The following is a 25675-nucleotide window of genomic DNA, read 5'->3' as shown; positions in this document are numbered from 1 at the left end:
GGGCTGTGTCCCGGCCGGCGCAGGCCCGCGCCGCGCTCGCTCTTACCCGAGTCGCACGCCGTGAGCATTCAGGTCGATGTCACCCTCCGCCGGGGAGCCTTCGCCCTCGACGCGGCCTTCGAGGCCGGGCCGGGGCTCACCGCCCTGTTCGGCCGCTCGGGCTCGGGGAAGACGACGCTGATCGACCTGATCGCCGGCCTCGCCCGGCCGGACCGCGGCCGGATCGTCGCCGACGGCGCGACCCTGGTCGATACGGCCGCCGGGCTGTTCCTCCCGCCCCACCGGCGGCGGATCGGCGTGGTGTTCCAGGATGCGCGGCTGTTCCCCCACCTCAGCGTGCGGACCAACCTCGAGTACGGCCGCCTCGTCGCCCGGCACCGGGCCGACCCGGCGACCTTCGCGGCGGTGACCGGCATGCTCGGCATCGGCCCTCTGCTCGACCGCCGGCCCGCCGGTCTCTCCGGGGGCGAGCGCCAGCGGATCGCCATCGGCCGGGCGCTCCTCGCGCGGCCGCGCCTCCTGCTGATGGACGAGCCCCTGGCGGCGCTGGACGAGGCCCGCAAGGCCGAGATCCTCCCCTATGTCGAGCGCCTGCGCGACGAGGCCGGGGTGCCGATCGTCTATGTCAGCCACGCGGTCTCGGAGGTGGCGCGGCTCGCCAACACGGTGGTGGTGCTCGAGGCGGGGCGCGTGGCCGCCGCCGGCCCGGCGGAGGCGATCCTGCGCCGGGCCGATCTCGTGCCGGTCCACGATGCCGAGGCCGGCGCCCTCCTTGACATGGTCGTGGCGGCGACCGATCCGGCAACCGGCCTCACCTGCCTGACCGGCGCGGCCGGGCGCCTGCTGGTGCCGGGGCTGATGCGCCCGGCCGGGACGCGCCTGCGGGTGCGGATCCCCGCCCGCGACGTGCTGGTCGCCACCATCCGTCCCCAGGGCCTCAGCGCCCGCAACGTCCTGGCCGGACGGATCTCCGGGATGGTCCCGTCGGGCGCGGAGACGTCCGTGGAGATCGATTGCAACGGCGCGCATCTGGTGGCGCGCTTGACCGTGGCCGCGGTCCGGGACCTCGGGCTCGCGGTCGGGCAACCGGTCCACGCGATCGTCAAGAGCGCCGCCTTCGACCCGGCGGGCATCGGCCTGCTGCGTCCCGCGGTGGCGATCTGACGCCGCAGCCGGCCGGTCTCCGTGGGCAGTTGGGACGGCGCTACCCGATCTGGGTCAGCAGCGTGAACGCGCCGAAGACCAGCACGGCGCCGACCGACGCGGCCAGGAGGATGAGGGCGGCGCGCGATTCCCGTACTTCCGGCGACATGGGCCTCCCCGTCTCGATGCTGGCTGTGCGCGATACCGCGAGCCGGAGATTCGCACCGATGTCGCCCCCTGTCGACATCGGTCGGGGCGCGTCCGCATATGGCTTGGCCGATCCGGCGCCGGTTTTGACCGGCTCGGGCGGATGTGCCGAACGGTTCGCCGGCCTGTTCCGCCGGCGGGTCGGAACGCCCCCGGCCGACTTCCGCGACCGTCGCCGCCCGTCCTGATCCCGGACGGAGATCGCTTGACGCACGCCACCCGATAGGCGCCTCTGTACCGATCGGTACAAATTCGAGAGCCCGCGCCATGTCGGACCGCCCGCCCGTCCCGCCCTTCACCGCCGAGACCGCCGCCCAGAAAGCCCGCATGGCGGAGGATGCCTGGAACGGGCGCGATCCGGAGCGCGTCTCGCTGGCCTACACGCCGGACAGCGTGTGGCGGAACCGCAGCGAATTCCTGACGGGGCGCCCGGCGATCGTCGCCTTCCTCCAGCGCAAATGGGCGCGGGAGCTCGAGTACCGGCTGATCAAGGAAATCTGGACCTTCGGCGGGGACCGGATCGCGGTGCGCTTCGCCTACGAGTGGCACGATGCGGCCGGGCAATGGTTCCGCTCCTACGGCAACGAGAACTGGCAGTTCGATGCGCAGGGGCTGATGCGCCGCCGGATCGCCAGCATCAACGATCTGGCGATCCCCGAAGCCGACCGGAAATTCCACTGGCCCCTGGGCCGGCGGCCCGACGATCATCCCGGCCTGAGCGATCTCGACCTCTGACAGCCATGCGGGCCGAGATCCTTCCGGCCCTCGCCGAGGCGTTCCGCCAGCACGGCTACGAGGGGGCGAGCCTGTCGCGGATCACGCAGGCGACCGGCCTGGGCAAGGGCAGCCTCTACCGCCTCTTCCCGGGCGGGAAGGACGAGATGGCCGCCTGCGTGCTCGACGCGATCGATGGCTGGTTCGAGTCCGAGATTTTCGCACCCCTGCGGCAGGGGGAGCCCCCCGGGGAGGCCGTGTCGGCGATGTTCGAGGCGGTGGAGCGCTACTTCCGGTCCGGACAGCGCGTCTGCCTGATCGGCGTCCTGGCGCTGGGCGCCGGCCGGGATCGGTTCGGCGCGGCGGTGCGGAGCTACTTCGCCCGGTGGATCGAGGCCCTGGCCGCGTCCCTGCGCCGCGCCGGGCATGGCGAATCCGCCAGCACGGCGCTGGCGGAGGAGGTCGTGGCGCAGATCCAGGGGGCGATCGTCCTGGCGCGGGCTCTGGACGATCCGGCGCTCTTCACCCGCAGGCTCGCCACGCTGCGGTCACGGATCGCGACCGCTTGAGGCGCGGGCTCAGGCGGCGGTGCGGCGCTCGACCATCCGGGCCAGGAAGGCGCTGCCCGTTGGGATGATCGAATCGTCGAAATTGTAGCCCGCATTGTGCAGGCCCGGACCGGGGCCGGCGCCGAGCCAGACATAGGCGCCGGGCACCACCCGGGTCATGTCGGCGAAATCCTCGCTGCCCATCTTCGGGACGACGTTCGCCTCGACCTTGTCGGCGCCGAGCAGTTCGGTCGCGACCTCGGCGGCGGCGGCGGCCTGCTCGGGGGCGTTCTCCAGGACCGAGAACACGTCCTGCAGATCGACCGTCACCTCGGCGCCGTAGGCCGCGGCGAAGCCCGCCGCGAGTTCCCGCATCCGCGTCCCGGCGAGCGCGCGGATCTCCGGGTCGAAGGTCCGGATCGTCCCGGCGAGGTGGGCCGTTTCCGGGATGACGTTGTAGGCGGAGCCCGCCTCGATCCGGGTGATCGACAGCACGATCGACTTCAGGGGGTCGGCGTTGCGCGAGACGATCGATTGCAGCGCCTGGGCGAGGCCGGTGGCGACCACGATCGGGTCGACGCCGCGATGGGGCTGGGCGGCGTGGGCGCCGGTGCCGCGGATGTGGATGTCGAAGAAATCGGCCGCCGCCATGATCGGTCCGGGACGCAGCTTGATCGTGCCCGCACCGCCGCCGGGCTGGTTGTGCAGCCCGTAGATCTCGTCGCAGGGGAACCGCTCGAACAGCCCGTCCTTCAGCATGGCCCGGGCGCCGCCCCGCCCTTCCTCCGCGGGCTGGAACACGAAGACCGCCGTGCCGTCGAAGTCGCGGGTCTCGGCGAGGTAGCGCGCGGCGCCGAGCAGCATCGTGGTGTGGCCGTCATGGCCGCAGGCGTGCATCTTGCCGGCATAGGTGGAGCGATAGGGGAGGTTGGTCTCCTCCTCGATCGGCAAGGCGTCCATGTCGGCGCGCAGGCCGATCCGCCGGCCGTTGTCGGTACGGCCCTTGAGCAGGCCGACCACCCCGGTGCCGCCGACGCCGCGATGCACCTCGCAGCCGAATGTCTCCAGCATGTCGGCGACGATGCCGGCGGTGCGCACCTCCTCGAAGCCGAGTTCGGGATGGGCGTGCAGGTCGCGGCGGAGCGCCGTCAGCGCGTCGGCATAGGTGTTGATGCGGTCGATCGGGCTCATGTGTCGGAACTCTCGGGGGACCTGTCGGGAGCGGACGTCTCGGGCGGCGCCGCGCCGCCGCAGGCACCGTCCCCGTCCGTGCGCCGGAACGGCGTCAGCGTGTCGAGGACGTCCACCGCCTCGGCGACGTGGGCACGCTCCCGCTGCAAGTAATCGGCCACCGCGCGGCGGAGCGCCGGGTCGGCGATGTCGTGGGCCGAGTGCATCAGCACCGGGCGATAGCCCCGGGCGAGCTTGTGCTCTCCCTGCGCCCCGGCCTCGACCCGCTTCAGGCCCCGGGCGATCGCGAAGTCGATCGCCTGATAGTAGCAGACCTCGAAATGCAGGAACGGATGGTCCTCGACGCAGCCCCAGTTGCGCCCGTAGAGCGCCGTGTCGCCGATCAGGTTGATGGCGCCGGCGATGTAGGCGCCGGACCGCTTGGCCATCACCAGCAGCACCCGGTCGGCCATGCGCTCCGAGAGCAGCGAGAAGAACCGGCGGTTCAGGTAGGGCCGCCCCCATTTCCGGGAGCCGGTATCCGTATAGAAGGCGTAGAACGCGTCCCAATGCGCCTCGGTGATGGCGGCGCCGGTGAGGTGCTCGACGGTGATGCCGGGGGCCAGCGCGTCGCGCCGTTCCTTGCGGATGTTCTTCCGTTTCCGCGAGGCGAGGGCGGCGAGGAAGTCGTCGAAGCCCGCGTAGCCGTCGTTCTCCCAATGGAACTGCTGGTCGGTGCGTTGCAGGAAGCCCGCCTCGCCGGCCCGGTCCCACTCGGCTTCCCGCATGAAGGTCACGTGGACCGAGGAGGCCTTGGTCTCGCCCCGCAGCGCCCGCAGGCCGGCGATCAGGCCGGCGGTGGCCTCGTCCGGATCGGCACCCGGGGCGATCAGGAAGCGCGGGCCGGTCACCGGCGTGAATGGCACGCTGACCTGGAGCTTCGGGTAGTACGACCCGCCGGCGCGCTCATAGGCGTCGGCCCAGCCGTGGTCGAACACGTATTCGCCCTGGCTGTGCGATTTCAGGTAGCAGGGCGCGACGCCGAGCCGCCGGCCGTCGCGCTCGATCGAGACGTGGAGCGGCAGCCACCCGGTCCGGCGCGAGACGCAGCCCGAATCCTCCAGCGCCGAGAGGAAGGCGTGCGAGACGAACGGGTTGTGGGTCTCGTCGCCGGCCGCCAGGGTCTCGGGGGAGAAGGCGCAGGCATCCCAATCCGCCGCGCCGATCTCCTTCAATCCGGGAAGCGCGCGCACGGTGAGCGCGGCGGTCTCCGGCATCGGCCCGGGTGCTTGCTTCATGGCACCTAGTCTAGTCCGACCCGGAGGAGGGGCAAGCGGGCGGATGCGCGCGGCAGCGCGGGAAGCCTTTCAGCGGGGCCCTGTCCGAAACTGCGGCGTCAGCCGCAGGTCCATCCGGAGCGCGCCAACACGGACGCGATCGGGGACCCGACGGGGCAGGGCCGGTCGGCTCACGGCACGAACCCCTCGAACACCATCTGGTCCGCGTGCGCGCCCGCGCGGGCGCGCTGGTCCTCGGTCCTCACGGTCCAGGCCATGACCGGGATCCGCCCGAGCAGCCGGCAGAGATAGGTCGGCGCACAGGGCAGGTCGTCCACCCGCCAGGACAGGAAGTCGGGCCGGGTCTCGGCGAAGTGCAGCAGGTTGGACAGGGCCAGGCGGTCGCTCGGCGGCAGCGCCGCGTAGACCGGATCGTCCTGGGTCGTCTCCGCCACGATGCCTCGGGGGATCGTGGCCGGACACAGGGGGCGTAGGCCTGCCACCACCTGCGGGTCGAAGGATTTCAGCGCCACCGGGCCCTCATAGGCGGCGGCGACCTGTGCGGCGCGGGTCGCGAGCCGCAGGTCGCCGTCGTAGCGCGACTTCACCTCGATCACCACCGGCACCGCCCCGGCCACCGCCGCCAGGAAGGCCGGCAGGGTCGGGATCGTCTCCGCGGTCCCGGCGACGGCGAGCGTCCCGAGTTCGGCCGCCGAGCGCTCCGCCACCGCCTCGCGCGCCTCCGTGAGCCGGCCCAGGGCGGCGTCGTGGAACACCATCGCCTCGCCGTCGGCGCTCAGCTGCACGTCGCACTCGATCGCGAACCCGCCGGCGATCGCGGCGCGGGCGGCCGCCAGGGTGTTCTCCGGCCGGCCCGCCCCCCGGTCGTGCAACCCGCGATGGGCGATCGGCCGCGCGGTCAGCCAGTCGGGGGCGGCCACGCTAGCGGACCTCGAACATCGCCTCGACCTCGACGGCGGCGTCGAGGGGGAGTTCCGCGACGCCGACGGTGGAGCGGGCATGGCGCCCACGGTCGCCGAGCAGCGCGACCATCAAGTCGGAGGCACCGTTCATCACGCCCGCGACCGCCGAGAAGCCCGGGGCCGCGTTGATGAAGCCGCCGAGCCGCACGCATTGGACCAGGGCGCGGTCGAGGTCGCCCACCGCCGCCTCGAGCTGGGCGAGGACGTTCAGGGCGCAGAGCCGGGCGGCCGCCTTGCCGGCCTCCGGGGAGACGCCGCCGCCGACCTTGCCCGTGTGCTCGGCCGCGATGGTGCCGTCCGCGCCGAAGCAGACCTGGCCGGAGATCACCACGAGGTTGCCGGTGCGCACGAACGGCACGTAGTTGGCCACCGGCGCCGCCGCCTTCGGCAGGGCGAGGTCCAGCGTTTCCAGGCGTTCCTTGACCGTGCTCATCGGACCTTCCCTCGATTCCCGCGAATCCGTGCCCGTCAGGAGCACGGCCGTCCCCCGCGGCGCAAGGGGGGCGCACGGCAGATCCCGGACGGCCGCCGCGCCCCGCTGCCACCCCATGGGCAGGCTAGAACCGCGCCGTCCCGGGCTTCGCGCAGACCTGCCGCGCGGGGCGGAAGACCATTGAAACGTTGACAGCGCCGCGCACTTTCATAGTAATCGCGCGCGTGCCGCCCATGACTGAGGCGGCACTTTCATTTGGAGCCGGCTACGCTTGCTCCGGCCATTACGAGAGACGGAGACGGGACCCGTGACGTCAGCCCTTCTGCCGACCTACGTCCGCGCGCCGCTCGCCTTCGCGCGCGGCGCGGGCGCCTGGCTCGAGACCGAGGGCGGCGAGCGATATCTCGACTTCGGCGCGGGCATCGCGGTGAACGGCCTGGGCCACGCCCATCCGCACCTCGTCGGCGCGCTCACCGAGCAGGCGAATCGGATCTGGCACACCTCGAACCTGTTCGAGATCCCCGGCGGCGAGCACCTCGGGCAGCGCTTGGCGGACGCGACCTTCGCGGACGTGGTCTTCTTCTGCAACTCGGGCGCGGAGGCCAACGAGGCGGCGATCAAGATCGCCCGCAAGTACCACGCGGCCGGGGGCAATCCGGAACGCTACCGGATCGTCACCTTCGCGGGCGCCTTCCACGGGCGGACGCTGGCGACCCTCGCGGCCGGCGGCCAGCAGAAATACCTGGAGGGCTTCGGGCCCCGGGTCGAGGGATTCGACCAGGTTCCGACCGGTGATCTCGCCGCCCTGGAGGCCGTCATCGGGCCCGAGACGGCGGCGCTGATGATCGAGCCGATTCAGGGGGAGGGCGGCGTGCGGGTGATTCCCCACGCGGAGCTCCGTCGCCTGCGGGAGATCTGCGACGCGCACGGCCTGCTCCTGATCATGGACGAGGTCCAGACCGGCGTCGGCCGCACCGGCCGTCTGTTCGCCCATGAATGGTCGGGCATCACCCCGGACATCATGAGCGTGGCCAAGGGCATCGGCGGCGGCTTCCCGATGGGCGCCTGCTTGGCGACCCGCGAGGCCGCACGCGGCATGACCGCGGGCACGCACGGCACCACCTTCGGGGGCAATCCGCTGGCGATGGCCGTGGGCAACGCGGTGCTGGACGTCGTCCTGGCGGACGGCTTCCTCGAGCGCGTCGCCCGCTCCGGCCTGCTGCTCAAGCAGAAGCTCGCGGCCCTGCGCGACCGCCACCCCCACGTGTTCCAGGAGATCCGCGGCGAGGGGCTGATGCTCGGCCTCAAGCTCGGCGTGCCCAACACCGATTTCGCCGCCGCGGCCCGGGACGCGCATCTGCTGGTGATCCCGGCGGGCGACAACATCGTCCGCCTGCTGCCGCCGCTCACCATCGGCGATGCCGAGATCGACGAGGCGGTCCGCCGCCTCGACGCGGCCGCCTCTGGTTTCGAGGCCGTGCGCGGCGCGGCCGAATAGGTCCGATTCCCGGACCGTCGAACACCGTCCGCCGCCCCGCGGCGGGCGGCCTGAAGCGTTTCCGGATACGGTCGATCCCGCCGTGTCTGACGGGAATGCCCCTGCAAGGAGATAGAGTGCCGTTCATGATCAGGTGATCGTTGAGCTGACTCTAGTTATTGTGACGCGATGAAAGCCCAGATGAATGGCCGGGCCGAGGCCCCGGCCCCGCACCTGAACGGTGCCGGCCCTCGCCACTTCCTCGATCTCACGGATTTGTCCGGGGCGGAGCTGCGCCAGGTCCTCGACGCCAGCGCCGCCATCAAGGCGCGCCGCCGCAAGGGCGAGCGAGCGGCCGAGCGCCCGCTCACCGGCAAGACCCTCGCGATGGTGTTCGACCGGCCCTCGACCCGCACCCGCGTCTCCTTCGACGTGGCCATGCGTGAGCTCGGCGGCGAGACCCTGATGCTCACCGGCTCAGAGATGCAGCTCGGCCGCGGCGAGACCATCGGCGACACCGCGCAGGTGCTGTCCCGCTTCGTCGACGCGATCATGATCCGCATCCTCGACCACGGGCAGATGCTGGAACTGGCCGAGCACGCCACGGTGCCGGTGATCAACGCCCTGACCAAGGTCTCGCATCCCTGCCAGATCATGGCCGACGTGCTGACCTTCGAGGAGCATCGCGGGCCGATCAAGGGCCGCACCGTGGCGTGGTCGGGCGATGCCAACAACGTGCTGGCGAGCTGGGTCCACGCGGCCGCGCGGTTCGACTTCACCCTGAACGTCGCCAGCCCCCCAGAACTCGCGCCGCCGCCGGGGCTCCTCGCCTGGGCGAAGCAGGAAGGCGCCGCCGTCCACGTGACGACCGACGCGTTCGCGGCCGTGGCCGGCGCCGATGCCGTGGTGACGGATTGCTGGGTCTCGATGGGCGACGACGACGAGGCCCACCGCCACAACCTGCTGAGCCCCTATCAGGTCAATGCCAAATTGATGGCCGCGGCGAACCCGGACGCGATCTTCATGCATTGCCTGCCGGCCCATCGCGGCGAAGAGGTGACCGCCGAGGTGATGGACGGCCCGCGCTCCGTGGTGTTCGATGAGGCCGAGAACCGCCTGCACGCGCAGAAGGGGATCCTGGCTTGGTGCCTGCGGGCCAGCGGGCTCTGATCCCGGGCTCGCGCTCGCGGGACCGGCGCACCATATAGGCTGAGCGGGCCGCGCAGGCGGCCCGCATCCCCATCACGGCTGCCGGCAGGCGGCATCCCGGCAACGGATCTGGCGCATCGCGCCCGTTCTCCCGCGGGGGCGCAGGCGGGGCTGAGGGATCCGATCGCACCGCCAAGGTCATTTCCTCACGCCGCCCCGCCCCTCGGGACGAGGAACCCACGCCTCGCCGGGACGGATCGATCGGAGAGGGCATGACGTCAGGACATCAATCGCAATCCCAGCCGCAGCACGCAGCGACCGGGAACGGCCACGCGGGTGAAGACGACGCGGTGCTGCCCTTCGCGGTGGAGGCCCTGGACGTGCGCGGGCGCATCGTCCGGCTCGGCCCCGCCGTGGACACGATCCTGCGCCGCCACGGCTATCCGGACCCGGTCGCGCGGCTGCTCGGCGAGGCCGCCGCGCTCACGGTGCTGCTGGGCTCCTCGCTGAAGTTCGACGGCCGGTTCCAGTTGCAGACCAAGACCGACGGGCCGGTGGCGATGATCGTGGTGGATTTCGAGGCGCCGGACCGCCTGCGCGCCACCGCGCGCTTCGCGCCGGAGCGGGTCGCAGCCCTCGGTGCGGGTCCGCTGAAGGATCGCGACCTGATCGGGGCGGGCCATCTCGCCATGACCATCGACCAGGGCACCGCCTCCAGCCGCTACCAGGGCGTCGTCGCCCTGGATGGCCAGAGCCTGGAGGAAGCGGCGCATCAGTATTTCCGCCAGTCCGAGCAGATCCCGACGCAGGTGCGCCTCGCGGTCGCCGAATCGCTGGAGGAGAGCACCGGGCGCTGGCGGGCCGGGGGGCTGATCGTGCAGTTCCTGCCCCAGTCTGTGGACCGGGCCCGCCTCGCCGACCTGCCGCCGGGGGACATCCCGGAGGGCCACGTGCACCTCTCGGGGGGGGCGCCGGAGGACGATGCCTGGGTCGAGGCGCGCTCCCTCGTGGCGACGGTCGAGGATCACGAGCTGGTCGACCCCAACGTGTCGAGCGAGCGCCTGCTCTACCGGCTGTTCCACGAGCGCGGCGTGCGGGTGTTCGACCGCCAGACCGTGCAGGAGACCTGCCGCTGCTCGCAGGCGCGGGTGATGGGCATGATCCGCTCCTTCTCCCCGCAGGAACGGCATGACATGGTGGCGGATGACGGGCGCATCGTGATCACCTGCGAGTTCTGCTCGCGGCGCTACGAACTCGACCCGCAGGCGGTCGAGGCCGAGATCGCGGAGCAGCCTCGTCAGTAGACACTGCCTTCACGATGGAGATGGCAGCGTTTCTTTACGATATTAGGGTCGGGATTACCGTGCGGAACGGATGAATTCCGGTATGCATTGGGCTGCCTGACGCGCGCGCGACTGTGAAGGAGGGCGCGTATGGGCTCGACCGCTGCCCTCATTCGGAAGCGACGTTTGAATCTCGTCGCTGCGGGGGAGAGCAGGCGCTTGGCAGTTCCGGGCGGCCAGACGCATCGACCGCGCGAGAATCCCGAACACGACGTATAAACCGTCCCCGGGAGGAGCGGCCGATCACCCCGCCATCCGCGGCACGACCCGGATCCGCTCACACCTTGAGCACGGGCTCGGCGATGTCGCCGCTGCCGCGGGCCTTGAGATAATCCGGCTGGAACAGGCACATCCGCACGGCGTCGCGGTAGCGCCCGTTCACGAAGAACTCGTCCTTGAGCACGCCCTCGGGACGGAAGCCGCAGCGCTCGTAGATGCGCACGGCCCGGGCATTGTCCCGGTCCACGTGCAGGTAGAGCTTGTGGATGTTGAGCACGCTGAACGCGTAATCCATGGCGATCCGCGTGGCCTGCCAGGCATAGCCGCGGCCCTGGAAGTTGGGATGGATCGCGATCTGGAACTCGCAGCGCCGGTGCAGGTGGTTGATCTCCACCAGCTCGATCAGCCCGGCCGGCTCGCCGGTCGGATCGGCCACGATGAAGCGCCGCTCGGTCTGGTTGTGGATGTTGCGCTCGTAGAGCTGCTGCAGCTCGGCGAAGGACTCGTAGGCCTCCTCGAACCAGTAGCGCATGATGCTGTCGTTGTTGTTGAGCTGGTGGACGAAGCGCAGGTCCTCCCGCTCCAGCGGCCGCAGCTTGATGGTGATTCCGATGAGCGCGTTCATCACGCACAGGCCTCGATCAGGTTACGCAGGAACCGCTCACCCTGGCCGAGGGCCTCGAGGGTGATGAACTCGTCGGGCTGGTGGGCCTGGGCGATGTCGCCGGGCCCGCAGACGACGGTCGGGATGCCCGCCGCCTGGAACCGCCCGGCCTCGGTGGCGTAGGGCACCGCGACGGTGCGATTGCGCCCGGCGAGCCGCAGGCAGAGCCGTTCGGCCTCCGAGCCGGGCTCGGGGGCCAGCCCCGGGATATCGACTTCCTGCAGCGTCTCGATCCGCCCGAAATCGCCGTAGCGGTTGAGGCGCTCCCGGGTCACCCGCGCGGTCTCCTCGGCGAAGAGCCGCGGGATCTCGGCCGGGTCGAGATCCGGAAGGCCGCGATACTCCCAGTGGAAGCGGCACTCCTTGGCGATGATGTTCCGGGCGGTGCCGCCCTGGATCGTCCCGACATGGACCGTGGTGGCGGCCGGATCGAACCGGCCGGAGGCGTCGCCGCGCTCAATCATGGCGTCGGCGATCCGGTTGAGGCCGGCGACGAGGTCGCAGGCGGCCGCCACCGCATTGGCCCCGAGGGCCGGCCGGGCCGAGTGGGCCTCGCGGCCGTGGACGGTGGTGAGGCAGGTGACGATGCTCTTGTGCGCGTCCGCCACCTCCATGCCGGTGGGCTCGCCCACGATCACCGCGCCGGGCCTCGGCAGGTCGGCGCCGAACCGCGCGATCCCGTCCATCGAGCCGAGGCAGGTGGTCTCCTCGTCGTAGGACAGCAGGATGTGGATCGGCCGCTTCAGGTCGGCCGCCAGCATGTCGGGCACCAGCGCCAGGACCAGGGCGTCGAAGCCCTTCATGTCGACCGCGCCGCGGCCGTAGGCCCGCCCATCGGCGACGCGCAGCGTGAACGGGTCGCTGCTCCAGGCCTGGCCCAATGTCGGGACCACGTCGGTATGGCCGGACAGCACGACGCCGCCATCGACCATCGGGCCGATCGTGGCGAGGACGGCGGCCTTGTCGAAGCCCGCATTCGGCAGGTGCAGGTACGGGACGCCCCAGCCGTCGAGGTAGTCGCAGACGGCCTCGATCAGCGGGAGGTTGGACGAGTCGCTCTCGGTGTCGAAGGACACGAGGCGGGCCAGCATGTCGAGCGGGCTCAGCCGCTCGCCGGTCGCGGGCATGGGTTCCTCCGGGGCGAGGCCCCGGCCCGGGACCTCAGTGAAGGCTTCGGCGGACGTGCGGGCTGTCGAGGGAGAAGGCGGGGATCTCGGCCTCGAAGCTCTCACCGGCCACCGTCGCCATGGTGTAGCTGCCGGCCATCAGCCCGTCGGGCGTGTTCAGCGGGCAGCCGCTGGTGTAGCAGAAGGACTCGCCGGGCTCCAGCACCGGCTGCTTGCCGACCACGCCGGTCCCCCGCACTTCCTGGCAGGCGCCGTGCCCGTCGATGATGCGCCAATGCCGCGAGCGGAGCTGGACCTGCTCGCTGCCGTTATTCACGATCTCCACCGTGTAGGCGAAGAAATAACGGCTCTCGTTCGGCGAAGATTCCTCCTCGACGAAACGGGACTGAACGGTCACACTAATTCCCCGCGTCTCGGCCTTGTACATCGCCCTATTTGGCCCTTCTTTCGGACAATGCGATTCGCTGAAGCAGAATGAAACGCGCTTCCTGCGCGGTGGTAGTTGGCGGCGGAATCGCCGTCAATTGCGGCGGACTACCTCGCGCGGTCCCGGTCCGGACGCCGGACGGGTGCCGCCGCGGGTTCGACTCGGGACGCGCTGTGCCGGGTGGGAGACCAGATTAAGGCCGCGTTAGCCAGTCCCGGCGGAAATAGGCGGTCGCCGCGGACCGGCCGGCGGCACGCGAGGGAGAGACGGGCGCGATGACAGCGGGCGCAGGCACGGGGGCTGCCGATTCGGGCCCGGAGAGCCGCGGCGGCATCCTGCCGGCCCAGGCCATCGCGGCCCTGGCACAGGCGGGCGGGATCCGCACCGCGCACCCGTTCGCGGCCGATCAGATCCAGCCCGCCAGTATCGATCTGCGCCTCGGCGACACGGCCTATCGGGTGCGCACGAGTTTCCTGCCGGGTGCGGGACGCACGGTCCAGGCCTGCGTCGAGCACCTGTCGCTGCACCGGATCGACCTGCGCCCCGGGGCGGTCCTCGAGACCGGATGCGTCTACATCGCGGAGTTGCAGGAGCGCCTGTCGCTGCCCGGCGATCTCGCGGCGGCGGCGAATCCGAAGAGTTCCACCGGGCGCATCGACGTGTTCACCCGGGTGATCACCGACCGGGGCGAGGCGTTCGATCAGGTCGAGCCCGGCTATGACGGCCCGCTCTACGCCGAGATCTCCCCGCGCACCTTCCCGGTCCTGGTCCGCACCGGCTCGCGCCTGTCCCAGATCCGCTTCCGCCGCGGAGCGCCGCGGCTGAGCGAGGCCGAACTCGGCCGGCTCCACGCCCGCTCGGCCCTGGTCGATGTGGGCAGCCCGTCCTTCCAGGGCGGCGTCGCGGTCTCGGTGGACCTGTCCGGATTCGACGGGCTGATCGGCTACCGGGCCAAGCGACACACCGGCCTCGTCGACGTCGACGCCCCCGGGCGCCACCGCGCCGCCGATTTCTGGGAGCCGCTCGCCGCCGACGGATCGGGTAGCCTGATCCTCGATCCCGGCCAGTTCTACATCCTGGCCTCGAAGGAATCGGTCCAGGTCCCCCCGGACCACGCCGCCGAGATGGTGCCGTTCGATCCCCTGGTCGGGGAGTTCCGGGTCCATTACGCGGGCTTCTTCGATCCGGGCTTCGGCTATGCCGGGGCGGGGGGCGCGGGCAGCCGCGCCGTGCTGGAGGTCCGCTCCCGCGACGTGCCGTTCCTGCTGGAGGACGGCCAGATCGTCGGCCGCCTCGTCTACGAGCGCATGCTGGCCGAGCCGGAGACGCTCTACGGGGCGGGCGCGGGCTCGAACTACCAGGCCCAGGGCCTGAAGCTCTCGAAGCACTTCTTCCTCTAGCGCCAGCCGGACGCATCGATCGCATGGACGCGGTGGACCGGAAGATCCTGGACATCCTCCAGCAGGATGCCACGCTCCCCGTGGCCGAACTCGCCGAGCGGGTCGGCATCAGCGCGGCGCCGTGCTGGCGGCGGGTGAAGAAGCTCGAAGCGACGGGCGTGATCCGGCGCCGGGTCGCGCTGGTCGACCGCCGCAAGGTCAATGTCCCGACGACGGTGTTCGTGGCCGTCAAGGCGCCGCGCCACGCCGCCGACTGGTCCGAGGCGTTCCGGCGGATCGTCGCCGATTTCCCCGAGATCGTCGAGGCGTGGCGCCTCACCGGCGAGATCGACTACCTGCTGCGCATCGTGGTGCCCGATATCGAGGCCTACGACGCCGTCTACCAGCGGCTCATCGCCAAGCTCGACTTCTCGAACCTGTCCTCCTCCATCGCCATGGAGGAGATGAAGTACACGACCGCCGTCCCGACGCTCTACATGGCCTGAGCGGGCCGGCCCCGCCCGTCAGCCCTCGGCGATCTCGTAGGTCCGGTGGATCGAGGAGGCCTGCACCCGGTGATCGTAGCCGTAGACGTGGATCGACACGGCCGCCTCCGGTCCGTCATTGGCGATCCGGTGCAGGTTCGGCCCGGACGGCATCATGCAGGCGACGAAGCCGGGCTGGCGGACGGCGTCCAGGGTCGCCACCGCGTGGGTGTCGCTGATCGGCCGGTACCAGGTCTCGCGCAGGGCACCGCGCAGCAGGCCGAAACAGCATGAGCAATGGTGGTCGTGGACCGGCGTCGCGACGCCGGGTGGCCAGACCATCGCCCAGACGCTGATCGCCTCCGTGCCGAACAGCAGGTTGCGGCTCAGGCCCTCGCCCCGGCCGACCAGCCGCGATGGGTCGAGCAGTTCAGGCCGGGACAGGATGCGCAGCAGCGTCGACCGGGCGGCGGCGAGATAGGCCTCGGGCGCGCGGCGGGCCGATCCCGCGAGATCCGACATCATCGCCTCGACAGCGGCGGACGTGATCGACGGCACCATCGGGGATCTCCTGCGCCCCGCTCGTTGGGACTGAAAAGATCTTATCGCGTGCCGGCCGGCAGATGTTTGCGTTCTTCACGCCGAGACCGTCGTTTGCGGCGCCGCCATTGCGTGATCCGGCCTCTGCGAGAAACGTGATTGCGCGGGCCCGGCAGGGTGTGGACCGCCGTCGCCACGCCGAAGGATCAGGACCCGGCGACGGACCGCTCGAAGGCGTCGACCAGGATCCGGTCGAGCTTGCTGTCCATGCCGCGGAGGATCCCCATGGCCTCGGCGGCCGACATCGGCGGCCGGTACGGGCGGCGTTCCACCAGGGCCGCGTAGACGTCGCAGACGGTGATGAGCCGGACGATATCGGGGATGGCATCGTCTAGCAGCCCGTCCGGATAGCCCGAACCGTCGAGCATCTCGTGGTGGTGGCGGACCACGGTGAGCACGGCCTCGTCGAACCCGCCCGCGTGGACGAGGATCGCGTGGCCCAGGGCCGGGTGCGCGCGCATCACGGCGCGCTCGTCCGCATCGAGGGGGCCCGGTTTGTTCAGGATCGCCAGGGGGATCTTGGCCTTGCCGACATCGTGGACGAGGGCGGCGCGCACGAGTTGCTGGCGGTCCGCCTCCGAGAAGCCGAGGTCGATGGCGAAGGCCGCGGCGAGGCCCGCCACCAGCAGGCAATGCTGGTAGGTGGCGTCGTCGTAGGCGCGCACGGTCTCGAGCCAGGATGCGAGGCCGCCCGCGCGGATCGCCCCGAGGATCGGGTCCAGTCCCGCGTCGAGGCGTGCGGCATCGACGGTTCCGGACCGGCGCGCGGCGTCGAGCAGGTCGGCGATGACCGCGCCCGCCGCGTCGGCGGCCTGGACGACCAGCGCCTCCCCGGCCTTCGACCGGACCGACCTGCGCGTTGCGTCCCCGGGCTGGAGCTGCGCCCGGAGGGCCTCCATCACGGTCTCGACCGGCGTGTCCATGGGCAGGCAGAGCCGCCCGCCCAGACCGCGCGCCGCCGACAGGCTCCGTTCGCCCATGCTGCGCATCAGGAAGACGCGGGGCAGGGCGGGGGTGGCCGCGATCAGGGCCCGCAGGCCGATGAGCGGCGAGGGCTGCAACAGGTCGAGGTCGGCGATGAGGGCGAGGCAGGGGCCGGGGGGCGGCCCCTCGGCAGCCCGCAGGACCGCACAGGGGGCGATCTGCTCGAGGGCGCGCACGAGGTCGGCGCGGCCCTGGGGCTGGTCGGTGTAGAGGACGAGGGTGCCCGCGTGCATCTCACCCGACGTGACCGTGTGCGAAGTCGGCGCCGCACTCGGACGGTGCGGCGCTTCGGTTCAGTGTAGGATAATGCGGCGAACTTGCCAGAGCGTATCGGCGGCGGCCGGAGGTCAGCCCGCGGCCGCGGCGTCGAGCAGCCAGGCCACCGCGCCCGCGCCGGTCACGCGGCCCGCCGGTAGGTCCTCCCCGGCGGCGAGGCGGGCGAGGGGCGCCCGCTTGCCCGCGCCGGTGACCAGGAACAGCACGTGCCGGGCGGAGGCGAGCGCCGGGACAGTCAGGGTGATGCGCGGCACGAAGGGGGCGAGGCCGGCCTCCGGCACGGGGGCGACCAGTCGCCGCGCCTCGTCCACCGCCGGCTTGCCGGGGAACAGCGAGGCGGTGTGCCCGTCCTCGCCGAGGCCCAGCAGGACGAGGTCGAACAGCGGCCGGTCCGGCGCGAGGCCGTCGGCGCCATAGAAGTCCAGCAGCGTGCGCTCGTAGGCGCGGGCACCGATCTCCGCCCCCGCGTCGGAGGGGATGAAATGCAGGTGCGTCGGCGCGATCCGGGAGCCGTGGCCGAACGCCTCGCGGACCATCCGGACGTTGCTGCGCGGGTCGTCCCAGGGGACGACGCGGTCATCCCCGAAGAACCAGTGGATCCGCTCCCAGGGCACGCGCCCGGCCCAGTCGGGCCCGGCGAGCAGACCGTAGAGCACCTTCGGGGTCGATCCACCGGACAGGCAGATCGCGATCCGCTCGGAGTGGTTCTCGCCGCAGGCCGCGATCAGCCGCTCGGCCGCCGCGCGGGCGACCGCCTGCGGGTCGGGCAGGATATGGGTGCCGGCGGGAAGGCTCATGGGGTGCCCCTACGCCTTCGGCTCCTGATGGCCGCCGAAGCCCTTGCGCATCGCCGAGAGCAGCTTGTCGGCGTAGCTCTCGTGCTCCCGGGAGCGGAACCGCCGGTAGAGCGCGGCGGAGAGGACCGTGGCCGGCACGCCCTCCTCGATGGCAGCGTTGATCGTCCACCGGCCCTCGCCGGAATCGTCGACGTGGCCGGAGAACTCGGTGAGCTGCGCGTCGCCGGCCAGAGCCTGGGCGGTCAGGTCGAGGAGCCAGGAGGAGACGACGCTGCCGCGCCGCCACACCTCGGCGACGTCGCCCAGGTCGAGGTCGAACCGCCGCTCGGCCGGCAGGGCCTCGGTATTGGCGTGGCGGAGGATGTCGAAGCCCTCGGCGTAGGCCTGCATGAGGCCGTACTCGATGCCGTTGTGGACCATCTTCACGAAATGGCCCGCCCCGGTCGGACCGGCATGGATATAGCCCTGCTCGGCGCGGGGATCACGGCCCTCGCGGCCCGGCGTCCGCGGGATGTCGCCGATGCCGGGCGCCAGGGTCTTGAAGATCGGGTCGAGGCGGTCGACGGTCTCGGCGTCGCCGCCGATCATCATGCAATAGCCGCGCTCCAGCCCCCAGACGCCACCCGAGGTGCCGACATCCACGTAGTGCAGGCCCTTCTCCTTGAGGGCGATCCCCCGGCGGACATCGTCGCCGTAGAAGGAATTGCCGCCGTCGATGATGCAGTCGCCGGATTGCATCAGGCCCGCGAGGGTCTGGACGGCCGCCTCGGTGATCGCGCCCGCCGGGAGCATCACCCAGGCCGCGCGCGGCAGTTCCAGCTTGGAAACCAGATCCTCGAGGCTCGATGCGCCGACCGCGCCAGCCTCTACCAGCGCCGCGACCGCCGCGGGGTTCTGGTCGAACACCACCGCCGTGTGCCCGTCCCGCAGGAGGCGCCGGACGATGTTGCCGCCCATCCGGCCGAGGCCGATCATGCCGAGTTGCATTGCCGTGGTCTCCTCGGGGTTTCCCCTCCCCGTTGCGGAGAGCGGACTGGGGTGATGGTGCGGCTGGCGGCACCGTCCTGTTCAGTCCGGAACCACCCCCGGCTCTCCCTATGGCTCAGGGCGCCTGATTTGGCGGCGGCTCCCTATGACGGGCCAATCCCAGAGCCTCTCCCTCCCCCCGCAGGGCGCTGAGGGCAGGGAGGGGCCTGAGGGGACCTACGCAACCGCCGCCTTCAGCGCCGCCGCAACCCGCTTCAGACCGGCACCGAGATCGCCCTTGATGTGGACCCGCAGCGCCCGCCGTCCGCGCTCGGCGAGCACGGCGAAGTCGCCGCGCGCCTGCGCGGCCACCACCGTGGCGAAGCCCAGGGACCGGCCGGGGATTGGCAGGTCCTGAGCCGGCTCGGAGGTGATCTGCAGGAACACGCCGGTGTTCGGGCCGCCCTTGTAGGCCTGTCCCGTCGAGTGCAGGAACCGCGGCCCGAATTCCAGGCAGGTCGCGACCTTGCGCGCGTCGCGCACCGCGATCCGCGCCTCTTGAAGGATCGCCGCCGTGTCGGCGTCGCGGGGCACGTAGGCCAGCAGCGCGAGATATTCGCCGTCCTTGAGCCGGGCGAGCTGGGCCTTGAGCGCCGCCGCAAGCCCCTCGGGCGCCGCCTTCAGGCTCTCGGCATTCTGCGGGTCGGCGTACAGGGCGAGCGCGTCATCCTCGAAGAGCGGCGTCTCCCCGGGGAGGGCGCCCTTGGCTTCGGCCTCCGCGAACAGCTTCTTGGTCTCGACCTTGCTGGCCTCGACGTCGGGCTGGTCGAACGGGTTGATGCCGAGCACCGCGCCGGCCACGGCGGTGGCCATCTCCAGGCGGTAGAATTCCTGGGGCATCTGCTCGATGGAATCGAGGGTGATGCGGGCGATCGGGTGACCGTCCCGCTCCAGGGCACGCAGGGCTTCGTCCTGCGCCGCCTCGGCATGCCCGTCGAGGCGCAGGTAGAGGAAGAACCGGTCGCGTCCGTAGACCGCGGGGACGCCGACCGGCTCGCCGTCCACCGGCACGAGGCCCTTGCCCTGCTTGCCGGTCGATTCGGCGATGAGCTGCTCGGCCCAGGCGCCGAAGCTCGCGAGCGGCGGCGAGGCGACGACCGTCACCTTGTCGCGCCCGGCGAGCGCCGCCGCGCCCAGGGCGGTGCCGAGCAGCACGCCCGGATTCTGGGACGGCGGCACGGCCGGGCCGCAGGAACGGACCATGATGCGCGCTGTCTCGAGGAGCGCCTTGACGTCGAGCCCCATGGCGGCGGCCGGGACGAGTCCGAAGGCCGAGAGCACCGAGTAGCGCCCGCCGATCTGCTTCACCCCGTAGAAGATTTTCTTGAACCGATCAGCCTGCGCCGCACGCTCCATGTCTGAGCCGGGATCGGTGACGGCGACGAAGTGATCGCCGGCCCGGTCGCCGAGGGTCTCCTTCACCCGCCCCAGGAAGTAGTCGCGGAACACGTTCGGCTCCAGCGTCGAGCCGGACTTGGACGCGACGATGAACAGCGTCTTCCCGAGATCGATGCCCGCCTCGAGGGCGCGCACCTGATCGGGATGGGTGGAATCGAGGATCTGGAGCTTCGGGAAGCCCTCGCGCGGGCCGTAGGTCAGGCTCAGAACCTCCGGGCCGAGGCTCGACCCGCCCATGCCCAGCACGACGGCGTCGGTGAAGCCCTCCGCCCTGACCCAGTCCGAGAAGGCGGCGTAGTCGGCGGCCTTCTCCAGCTCCTCCTCGACGATGTGGAGCCAGCCGAGCCAGCGCGCCTCGTCGTGCCCGGACCAGACCGAGGCGTCCCCCGCCCAGAGGCGGCGGATCGAGCCGCTGGCGCGCCAGGACTCGACGGTCTTCTTCGCCTCGGCCGCCAGCGTGTCGTCCATCACGAGGGTCTGGCCGTCGAGCCGGTGACCCAGGAGCGCGGCACGCTTGCCCGCGACCGCGCCCAGGAGGTTGTCGGCCGCGTCGATGAAGAGCTGCACGCCCTCGCGCACCAGCTGCTCGGCCACCGCCTCGATGTCGATGCCCGCCCGGGCGAGGCGGGCCATCACGGCTTCGGCCCCCGGCACGTCCTCCTCGATGGTCGCCCGCGCGGTGCCATGGTCGCGGAACGCGTCCATGGTGGCGGGCGGCATGGTGTTGACGGTGTTCGGGCCGATCAGTTCCTCGACGTAGAGCACGTCGGAATAGGCCTTGTTCTTCACCCCCGTGGAGGCCCAGAGTAGCCGCTGCGCCTTGGCGCCCTTCTCGGCCAGCGCGGTCCACTTGGACTCCGCGAAGATGCGCTTGTAGCGCTGGTAGGCGAGCTTGGCGTTGGCGATCGCGACCTTGCCCTTGAGCTGCTCCAGGGCGAGCTTCTCGTCGGGGTCGTTGGCCTGCGCGATCTTCTCGTCCAGCTGCTTGTCGACCAGCACGTCGATGCGGCTGATGAAGAAGCTCGCCACGCTGGCGATCCGTGAGACGTCGTGGCCGGCCTTCGCCCGCGCGTCGAGCCCGTCGATGAAGGCGCGGGCCACCGCCGCGTAGGCCTCCTGCGAGAACAGGAGGGTGACGTTGATCGAGATGCCCTCTTCCGTCAGCTGGCGGATCGCCGGGATGCCCTCGGGCGTGGCCGGGACCTTCACCATCAGGTTGTCGCGCGAAACTGCCTTGTGCAGGCGCCGCGCCTCGGTCAGCGTCTCCTCGGTGTCCAGCGCCAGATAGGGGGAGACCTCCAGGCTGACGTAGCCGTCGGCCCCGTCGCTCGCCTCGTAGACCGGGCGGAGGACGTCGGCCGCCGCCTGGATATCGGCGATGGCCAGACCCTCGTAGAGATCGATCACGCGGCTGTCGCCGGTCTCCTGCACGGCCCGGAGGCTGGCATCGTACTCGTCCGAGTGGCCGATCGCCTTCTCGAAGATCGACGGGTTGGAGGTGACGCCCCGCAGGCCGTCCGTCTCGACGAGCCGCTTCAGCTCGCCCTTCTGGATGAAGCCGCGGGCCACGAAATCGAGCCAGACCGCTTGATCCTGTTCGTCGTGCAGGGCCTTGAGCGCGTTCATGTCGTTTCCTCGTCTCGCGTGCCGCTTTTTGCCGGGCGCCCTCCCTCCCCCCTTTGCGGGGGAGGGTGGCCCTCGCGTCAGCGAGGGTCGGGAGAGGGGAACCCGGCTTCAGGAAAGGGTGTGACCAGCACGAAGGGCAATGCCCGATCCTGCACCGTCGCTCCCCTCTCCCGACCCCCTTCGGGGGCCACCCTCCCCCGCAGAGGGGGGAGGGGGCCGTCGCGTATCAGTCATTACCGCTTGTGCTTGGCCACCTGCGCCCTGGCGGCTTCCAGAACCTTCTCGGGGGTGAAGCCGAACTTGGACTGGAGATCCTTGATCGGCGCCGAGGCGCCGAAGGTGCTCATACCGATGATCGCGCCCTCGGAGCCGGCATAGCGGTCCCAGCCGATGATGCTGCCCTGCTCGACGGCGACCCGCGCCTTGACGGCCGGCGGCAGCACCGCATGGCGGTAGGCCTCGTCCTGCCGCTCGAACAGGTCCCAGGAGGGCATCGACACCACCCGGGCCTTCACGCCCTCGGCCGTCAGCGCCTCGTAGGCGCCGACGCACAGCTGCACCTCGGAGCCCGAGCCGAGCAGGATCACCTCCGGCGTGCCCGCGCAATCGGCCAGCACGTAGCCGCCCTTGGCGGTGCCGGAGGCCGCGCCGAACTTGGTGCGGTCCAGGGTCGGCAGCGGCTGGCGGGAGAGGGCCAGCACGGCCGGCTGGTTCTTGAGCGAGAAGATCACCCGGTAGGATTCGGCGACCTCGTTGGCGTCGGCCGGACGCAGGGTGACGAGACCCGGGATGCAGCGCAGCGACAGGAGCTGTTCCACCGGCTGGTGGGTCGGCCCGTCCTCGCCCACGCCGATCGAGTCGTGGGTGAAGATGTGGAAGACCGGGAGCTCCATGAGCGAGGCGAGCCGGATCGGCGGGCGCATGTAGTCGGCGAAGACCAGGAAGGTCGCCCCGTAGGCGCGCAGGCCGGAGAGGCCGAGCCCGTTCACGATCGACCCCATGGCGTGCTCGCGCACGCCGAAATGCAGGTTGCGGCCGCCGGGCGAGAACGGCCCGAACGAGCCCGCGCCCTCGAAGGTCAGGTTCGACTTGTTGGACGGGGCCAGGTCAGCGGAGCCGCCGAGCATGAACGGCACGTGCTGCGCGATGGCGTTGAGCACCTTGCCGGAGGATTCGCGCGTCGCCATCCCCTTAGCGTCGGGTTCGAAGACCGGGATGTCCTTGTCCCAGCCCTCGGGCAGGCGCCCTTCCAGCAGGGCGGCGAGATCCTCGGCGTGGGCGGCATCCGCCTCCCGGGCCTGGGTCAGGAGGCCCTGCCACGCGTCGTAGAGGGCAGCGCCGCGCTGACCGATGCCATCGCGAAAGTTCTCGTGGACGCCGTCCGGGACCAGGAACTGGGCGTCCTCCGGCCAGCCATAGGCGCGCTTGGCGCCCTTGACCTCGTCCACGCCCAGCGCGTCCGAATGGGCCTTGGACGTCCCCTGCTTGTTCGGCGCGCCGTAGCCGATCACCGACTTGACGATGATCAGCGTCGGCCGGTCATGGCTGGCGAGGAACGTGTCGAGCGAGCCGGTGATCGCGTGCAGATCGTTGGCATCGGCGACGCGGAGCACCTGCCAGCCATAGGCCAGGAAGCGGGTCGCGACCTCCTCGCCGAAGGCCAGCTCGGTGTGGCCCTCGATGGTGACGGTGTTGTCGTCGTAGATCCAGCAGAGGTTGGCCAGCCGCAGGTGGCCGGCCAGCGACGCCGCCTCGGAGGCCACACCCTCCATCAGGTCGCCGTCCGAGCAGATCGCGTAGACGTTGTAGTCGAACAGCGGCAGGTTCGGCCGGTTGAGGTGCTGGCCGAGGAAGCGGCTGCCCATCGCCATGCCGACCGAGTTGGCCACGCCCTGGCCGAGGGGCCCGGTGGTGGTCTCAACGCCGGTGGTGAAATGGTATTCCGGATGGCCGGGCGTGCGGCTGTCGAGCTGGCGGAACTTCTTGATGTCCTCCAGCGCCACCGCCGGGGCGTTGCCGCCGTCGCTCTCGGCGACGTTGGCCAGATGCAGCAGCGCGTAGAGCAGCATCGAGGCGTGGCCGCAGGACAGGACGAAGCGGTCGCGATTCGGCCAGTGCGGGTGCGCCGGGTCGTAGCGCAGGTAGCGGTTCCAGAGGGTGTAGGCCACGGGGGCGAGGCCCATCGGCGCGCCGGCATGGCCGGAATTGGCCTTCTGCACCGCGTCGATCGCCAGCGTCCGGATCGTGTTGATGCTGAGCGTATCGATCTCAGCGAGGGCCGCCTTGGCCGGAGTGTCAGCACCGCTCATGATGTCGCGTCTTCCAGTTCGCCTCTCGCGGTCCGCTTCGCGGCTTCGCGCTGCCGAAGGACGGCGGGAGGGGCTCCGTTGGCCTTACCACCCTGACGGTCCGCCGGCCCTTCGCCGCGCGTATAGCTGAGCAGCGTGTTGACGAGCGCGACGTGGGTGAACGCCTGCGGATAGTTACCCACAAGGCGCTTGGCATGCACGTCGTATTCCTCGCTGACGAGGCCGAGATCGGTGCAGATGCCGATGAGGCGCTCGATGATCGCCCTTGCCTCGTCCCGCCGGCCCAGGCCGATCAGGTTGTCGACGTACCAGAACGTGCAGGGCAGGAAGGCCCCCTCGTTGCCCGACAGGCCGTCGGTGACCTGCCCTTCGGTCTCGTAGCGGAGGATGAAGCCGTCCCGCATCAGCCCCTTGCCGATCGCCTCGACGGTGCCGACCACCCGGGGATCGTCCTGCGGCAGGAATCCGGTATGGGCGATGAGGAGCAAACTCGCGTCCAGGGCCTTCGACCCGTAGGATTGGACGAAGCTGTTCAGTGCGGGGTCGAACCCCTTCGCGCAGACCTCCGCGTGGATCTCGTCCCGGACGGCGCGCCAGCGCTTCGCGTGCTCCTCCGTGGCGCCCGATTCGTGCATCTCGTGCATGCGCAGGGCGCGGTCGAACGCCACCCAGGCCATCACCTTGGAATGGGTGAAGTGGCGCGCGCCCCCGCGCACCTCCCAGATGCCCTCGTCGGGCCGGCGCCAGGCGCGTTCCAGGTGGCCGAGGATCGCCAGGCCGACCCGCAGCCCGTCCGCGCTCACCGGCAGGCCGCGGGCATGGGCCTGGTAGAGCGCGTCGAACAGCTCGCCGTAGACGTCGATCTGAAACTGGCCGGCGGCCGCGTTGCCGATGCGGACGGGCCGCGAATTCTCGTAGCCGGGCAGCCAGTCGAGCTCGATCTCGGGCAGCAGCCGCTCGCCGCCGATCCCGTAGAGGATGTGCGCCTGTTCCGGATTTCCGGCCACCGCCCGCTGCAGCCAGCCGAGCCAGTCGCGCGCCTCGTCGATATAGCCGCCGTCCATCAGGGCGATCAGCGTCAGCGTCGAGTCGCGCAGCCAGCAGAAGCGGTAATCCCAGTTCCGCTCGCCGCCGAGACCCTCCGGCAGGGAGGCGGTCGGCGCGGCCACGATGCCGCCGGTGGGCTCGTAGATCAGCGCCTTGAGGGTCAGGAGCGAGCGCTGGAGCATCTGATCCCAGGCCGTGCCGCCGGTGCAGCGGCTCGACCATTCGCGCCAGTGCTGATCCGTGGCGTCGAGCGCCCTGCGCGGCTCGATCGCCACCGGATCGTCCTCGTGGGAGGGGCCGTAGCTCAGGACGAACCGGTGCTTCTGCCCGGCATGGACGGTGAATTCGGCCGTCGTGGTCTGTGCGTCCGAGCCTTTCAGGTGGACATCGGTGCGCAGCACGACCTTGTGGGGCCCCGAGACGGCGCGCAGGTCACCGAGTTCCGAGCGGGACACCCAGGGCACCGCCGAGCCGTAATCGAAGCGGACCGCCATCTCCATCCGCATGGCGACGCGCCCGTGGATGCCCTCGACCAAGCGCACGAGATGCGATCCGTCGCCCACCGGCATGAAGTCGGTGACCAGGACCTCCCCCAGCCGCGTGGCGTGGCGCGTCTCCAGCACGAGGCTGCCCGGCCGATAGGACCAGCGCGTCTCGACGTGCTCCGCTTCGGGGAAGATCTTCCAGAACCCGTGCGCCTCGGTCCCGAGCAGGCTGGTGAACAGGGCCGCCGCGTCGAAGCGCGGCCAGCACAGCCAGTCGACGCTGCCCTGCCGGCTGATCAGCGCGGCGCTGCGGCAATCGCCGACGAGCGCGTAATCCTCGATGCGTACAGCCATCCGGCCCCGGCCCCGGTCCGCGTCCGGC

22 protein-coding genes are annotated in these 25675 nt (G+C 71.0%); 8 read left to right on the top strand and 14 right to left on the bottom strand.

The genetic code is table 11. The features are described 5' to 3' along the window. Nucleotides 1-60: 60 nt before the first annotated feature. From modC to MKK69_RS09805, 3 genes are all read left to right on the top strand, one after another. Nucleotides 61-1164 (top strand): molybdenum ABC transporter ATP-binding protein, encoded by a 1104-nt coding sequence (gene modC / locus MKK69_RS09815; protein WP_243967582.1) that lies wholly within the window; start codon nucleotides 61-63, stop codon nucleotides 1162-1164. Nucleotides 1165-1617: 453 nt separating this feature from the next. Then, a complete protein-coding gene (locus MKK69_RS09810; protein WP_243967581.1) occupies nucleotides 1618-2085 on the top strand; it encodes a DUF1348 family protein in 468 nt (155 codons plus the stop codon). 5 nt (nucleotides 2086-2090) lie between these two features. Then, the gene (locus MKK69_RS09805; RefSeq protein ID WP_243967580.1) at nucleotides 2091-2633 is read left to right on the top strand and encodes a TetR/AcrR family transcriptional regulator; all 543 of its coding nucleotides are present in this window, start codon (nucleotides 2091-2093) and stop codon (nucleotides 2631-2633) included. Nucleotides 2634-2642: 9 nt separating this feature from the next. Here MKK69_RS09805 and MKK69_RS09800 read toward each other — a convergent pair whose 3' ends face one another. The 4 genes from MKK69_RS09800 to MKK69_RS09785 form a co-directional block, all read right to left on the bottom strand. After that, nucleotides 2643-3803: a M20 aminoacylase family protein gene (locus MKK69_RS09800; protein WP_243967579.1), complete on the bottom strand. Its 1161-nt coding sequence runs from the start codon at nucleotides 3801-3803 to the stop codon at nucleotides 2643-2645. Then, nucleotides 3800-5080 carry a GNAT family N-acetyltransferase gene (locus tag MKK69_RS09795; protein ID WP_243967578.1) on the bottom strand — a complete coding sequence of 427 codons (1281 nt, stop codon included), beginning with the start codon at nucleotides 5078-5080 and terminating at the stop codon, nucleotides 3800-3802. Before MKK69_RS09795 ends, MKK69_RS09800 begins: the two co-directional genes overlap by 4 nt. A 170-nt stretch (nucleotides 5081-5250) precedes the next feature. Then, a complete protein-coding gene (locus MKK69_RS09790) occupies nucleotides 5251-6000 on the bottom strand; it encodes a glycerophosphodiester phosphodiesterase family protein (RefSeq protein ID WP_243967577.1) in 750 nt (249 codons plus the stop codon). Between the two features lies 1 nt (nucleotide 6001). Then, complete coding sequence (locus MKK69_RS09785; RefSeq protein ID WP_243967576.1) at nucleotides 6002-6475, bottom strand: RidA family protein; 474 nt, start codon at nucleotides 6473-6475, stop codon at nucleotides 6002-6004. 307 nt (nucleotides 6476-6782) lie between these two features. Between MKK69_RS09785 and MKK69_RS09780 the strand changes: the two genes are divergently transcribed. The 3 genes from MKK69_RS09780 to MKK69_RS09770 all read left to right on the top strand — a co-directional run bounded on the left by MKK69_RS09780 (nucleotide 6783) and on the right by MKK69_RS09770 (nucleotide 10405). Then, nucleotides 6783-7973, top strand: a complete 1191-nt coding sequence (locus MKK69_RS09780; RefSeq protein WP_243967575.1) for an aspartate aminotransferase family protein — start codon at nucleotides 6783-6785, stop codon at nucleotides 7971-7973. 168 nt (nucleotides 7974-8141) lie between these two features. Further along, entirely contained in the window at nucleotides 8142-9122 is a 981-nt protein-coding gene (gene argF / locus MKK69_RS09775; RefSeq protein WP_243967574.1) for an ornithine carbamoyltransferase, read from the top strand. A 251-nt stretch (nucleotides 9123-9373) separates the two neighbouring features. Beyond that, nucleotides 9374-10405 carry an Hsp33 family molecular chaperone gene (locus MKK69_RS09770; protein ID WP_243967573.1) on the top strand — a complete coding sequence of 344 codons (1032 nt, stop codon included), beginning with the start codon at nucleotides 9374-9376 and terminating at the stop codon, nucleotides 10403-10405. Nucleotides 10406-10721: 316 nt separating this feature from the next. Here the strand turns inward: MKK69_RS09770 and speG are convergent, their stop codons facing one another. From speG to apaG, 3 genes are read right to left on the bottom strand one after another with little or no spacing between them, the layout of a single operon-like run. After that, complete coding sequence (speG, locus tag MKK69_RS09765; RefSeq protein WP_409564792.1) at nucleotides 10722-11270, bottom strand: spermidine N1-acetyltransferase; 549 nt, start codon at nucleotides 11268-11270, stop codon at nucleotides 10722-10724. Between the two features lie 17 nt (nucleotides 11271-11287). Further along, a complete protein-coding gene (gene argE, locus MKK69_RS09760; RefSeq protein WP_243967570.1) occupies nucleotides 11288-12454 on the bottom strand; it encodes an acetylornithine deacetylase in 1167 nt (388 codons plus the stop codon). A gap of 34 nt (nucleotides 12455-12488) precedes the next feature. Next, nucleotides 12489-12881 carry a Co2+/Mg2+ efflux protein ApaG gene (gene apaG, locus MKK69_RS09755; protein WP_043355208.1) on the bottom strand — a complete coding sequence of 131 codons (393 nt, stop codon included), beginning with the start codon at nucleotides 12879-12881 and terminating at the stop codon, nucleotides 12489-12491. A gap of 275 nt (nucleotides 12882-13156) precedes the next feature. Between apaG and MKK69_RS09750 the strand changes: the two genes are divergently transcribed. Together MKK69_RS09750 and MKK69_RS09745 are read left to right on the top strand one after the other, a co-directional pair. After that, the gene (locus MKK69_RS09750) at nucleotides 13157-14281 is read left to right on the top strand and encodes a 2'-deoxycytidine 5'-triphosphate deaminase (protein ID WP_243967569.1); all 1125 of its coding nucleotides are present in this window, start codon (nucleotides 13157-13159) and stop codon (nucleotides 14279-14281) included. Nucleotides 14282-14304: 23 nt separating this feature from the next. Next, nucleotides 14305-14766: an Lrp/AsnC family transcriptional regulator gene (locus tag MKK69_RS09745; RefSeq protein ID WP_243967568.1), complete on the top strand. Its 462-nt coding sequence runs from the start codon at nucleotides 14305-14307 to the stop codon at nucleotides 14764-14766. Between the two features lie 18 nt (nucleotides 14767-14784). On the opposite strand, the gene MKK69_RS09740 is transcribed toward MKK69_RS09745, so the two are convergent. The 7 genes from MKK69_RS09740 to MKK69_RS09710 all read right to left on the bottom strand — a co-directional run bounded on the left by MKK69_RS09740 (nucleotide 14785) and on the right by MKK69_RS09710 (nucleotide 25647). Next, complete coding sequence (locus MKK69_RS09740) at nucleotides 14785-15306, bottom strand: cysteine dioxygenase (protein WP_243967567.1); 522 nt, start codon at nucleotides 15304-15306, stop codon at nucleotides 14785-14787. A gap of 185 nt (nucleotides 15307-15491) precedes the next feature. Further along, nucleotides 15492-16562, bottom strand: a complete 1071-nt coding sequence (locus MKK69_RS09735) for an HD-GYP domain-containing protein (protein ID WP_243967566.1) — start codon at nucleotides 16560-16562, stop codon at nucleotides 15492-15494. Between the two features lie 114 nt (nucleotides 16563-16676). Next, complete coding sequence (gene pgl, locus MKK69_RS09730; protein ID WP_243967565.1) at nucleotides 16677-17402, bottom strand: 6-phosphogluconolactonase; 726 nt, start codon at nucleotides 17400-17402, stop codon at nucleotides 16677-16679. 9 nt (nucleotides 17403-17411) lie between these two features. Then, entirely contained in the window at nucleotides 17412-18389 is a 978-nt protein-coding gene (gnd, locus tag MKK69_RS09725) for a phosphogluconate dehydrogenase (NAD(+)-dependent, decarboxylating) (RefSeq protein ID WP_243967563.1), read from the bottom strand. Between the two features lie 216 nt (nucleotides 18390-18605). Continuing rightward, nucleotides 18606-21452 (bottom strand): bifunctional transaldolase/phosoglucose isomerase, encoded by a 2847-nt coding sequence (locus MKK69_RS09720; protein ID WP_243967562.1) that lies wholly within the window; start codon nucleotides 21450-21452, stop codon nucleotides 18606-18608. Nucleotides 21453-21685: 233 nt separating this feature from the next. Beyond that, nucleotides 21686-23761, bottom strand: coding sequence for a transketolase (gene tkt, locus MKK69_RS09715; protein WP_243967561.1), 2076 nt, complete (start codon nucleotides 23759-23761; stop codon nucleotides 21686-21688). Further along, nucleotides 23758-25647 (bottom strand): glycoside hydrolase family 15 protein, encoded by a 1890-nt coding sequence (locus MKK69_RS09710; protein WP_243967560.1) that lies wholly within the window; start codon nucleotides 25645-25647, stop codon nucleotides 23758-23760. Before MKK69_RS09710 ends, tkt begins: the two co-directional genes overlap by 4 nt. Nucleotides 25648-25675: the final 28 nt, after the last annotated feature.

The organism is Methylobacterium sp. J-026, from assembly GCF_022829585.1.
Classification (GTDB): Bacteria; Pseudomonadota; Alphaproteobacteria; order Rhizobiales; family Beijerinckiaceae; genus Methylobacterium.
This window is presented reverse-complemented; position numbering and strand designations above follow the sequence as displayed.

Excerpts from the sequence above, each read along its gene's own strand:
- MKK69_RS09770 (WP_243967573.1), top strand. The coding sequence starts at position 9,374 with ATGACGTCAGGACATCAATCGCAATCCCAGCCGCAGCACGCAGCGACC.
- MKK69_RS09740 (WP_243967567.1), bottom strand. The coding sequence starts at position 15,306 with ATGGTGCCGTCGATCACGTCCGCCGCTGTCGAGGCGATGATGTCGGAT.
- argF (WP_243967574.1), top strand. The coding sequence starts at position 8,142 with ATGAAAGCCCAGATGAATGGCCGGGCCGAGGCCCCGGCCCCGCACCTG.
- MKK69_RS09785 (WP_243967576.1), bottom strand. The coding sequence starts at position 6,475 with ATGAGCACGGTCAAGGAACGCCTGGAAACGCTGGACCTCGCCCTGCCG.
- MKK69_RS09710 (WP_243967560.1), bottom strand. The coding sequence starts at position 25,647 with ATGGCTGTACGCATCGAGGATTACGCGCTCGTCGGCGATTGCCGCAGC.
- MKK69_RS09745 (WP_243967568.1), top strand. The coding sequence starts at position 14,305 with ATGGACGCGGTGGACCGGAAGATCCTGGACATCCTCCAGCAGGATGCC.
- gnd (WP_243967563.1), bottom strand. The coding sequence starts at position 18,389 with ATGCAACTCGGCATGATCGGCCTCGGCCGGATGGGCGGCAACATCGTC.
- MKK69_RS09805 (WP_243967580.1), top strand. The coding sequence starts at position 2,091 with ATGCGGGCCGAGATCCTTCCGGCCCTCGCCGAGGCGTTCCGCCAGCAC.
- argE (WP_243967570.1), bottom strand. The coding sequence starts at position 12,454 with ATGCCCGCGACCGGCGAGCGGCTGAGCCCGCTCGACATGCTGGCCCGC.
- MKK69_RS09810 (WP_243967581.1), top strand. The coding sequence starts at position 1,618 with ATGTCGGACCGCCCGCCCGTCCCGCCCTTCACCGCCGAGACCGCCGCC.
- MKK69_RS09735 (WP_243967566.1), bottom strand. The coding sequence starts at position 16,562 with ATGCACGCGGGCACCCTCGTCCTCTACACCGACCAGCCCCAGGGCCGC.
- MKK69_RS09750 (WP_243967569.1), top strand. The coding sequence starts at position 13,157 with ATGACAGCGGGCGCAGGCACGGGGGCTGCCGATTCGGGCCCGGAGAGC.
- MKK69_RS09795 (WP_243967578.1), bottom strand. The coding sequence starts at position 5,080 with ATGAAGCAAGCACCCGGGCCGATGCCGGAGACCGCCGCGCTCACCGTG.
- apaG (WP_043355208.1), bottom strand. The coding sequence starts at position 12,881 with ATGTACAAGGCCGAGACGCGGGGAATTAGTGTGACCGTTCAGTCCCGT.
- tkt (WP_243967561.1), bottom strand. The coding sequence starts at position 23,761 with ATGAGCGGTGCTGACACTCCGGCCAAGGCGGCCCTCGCTGAGATCGAT.
- MKK69_RS09720 (WP_243967562.1), bottom strand. The coding sequence starts at position 21,452 with ATGAACGCGCTCAAGGCCCTGCACGACGAACAGGATCAAGCGGTCTGG.
- MKK69_RS09800 (WP_243967579.1), bottom strand. The coding sequence starts at position 3,803 with ATGAGCCCGATCGACCGCATCAACACCTATGCCGACGCGCTGACGGCG.
- pgl (WP_243967565.1), bottom strand. The coding sequence starts at position 17,402 with ATGAGCCTTCCCGCCGGCACCCATATCCTGCCCGACCCGCAGGCGGTC.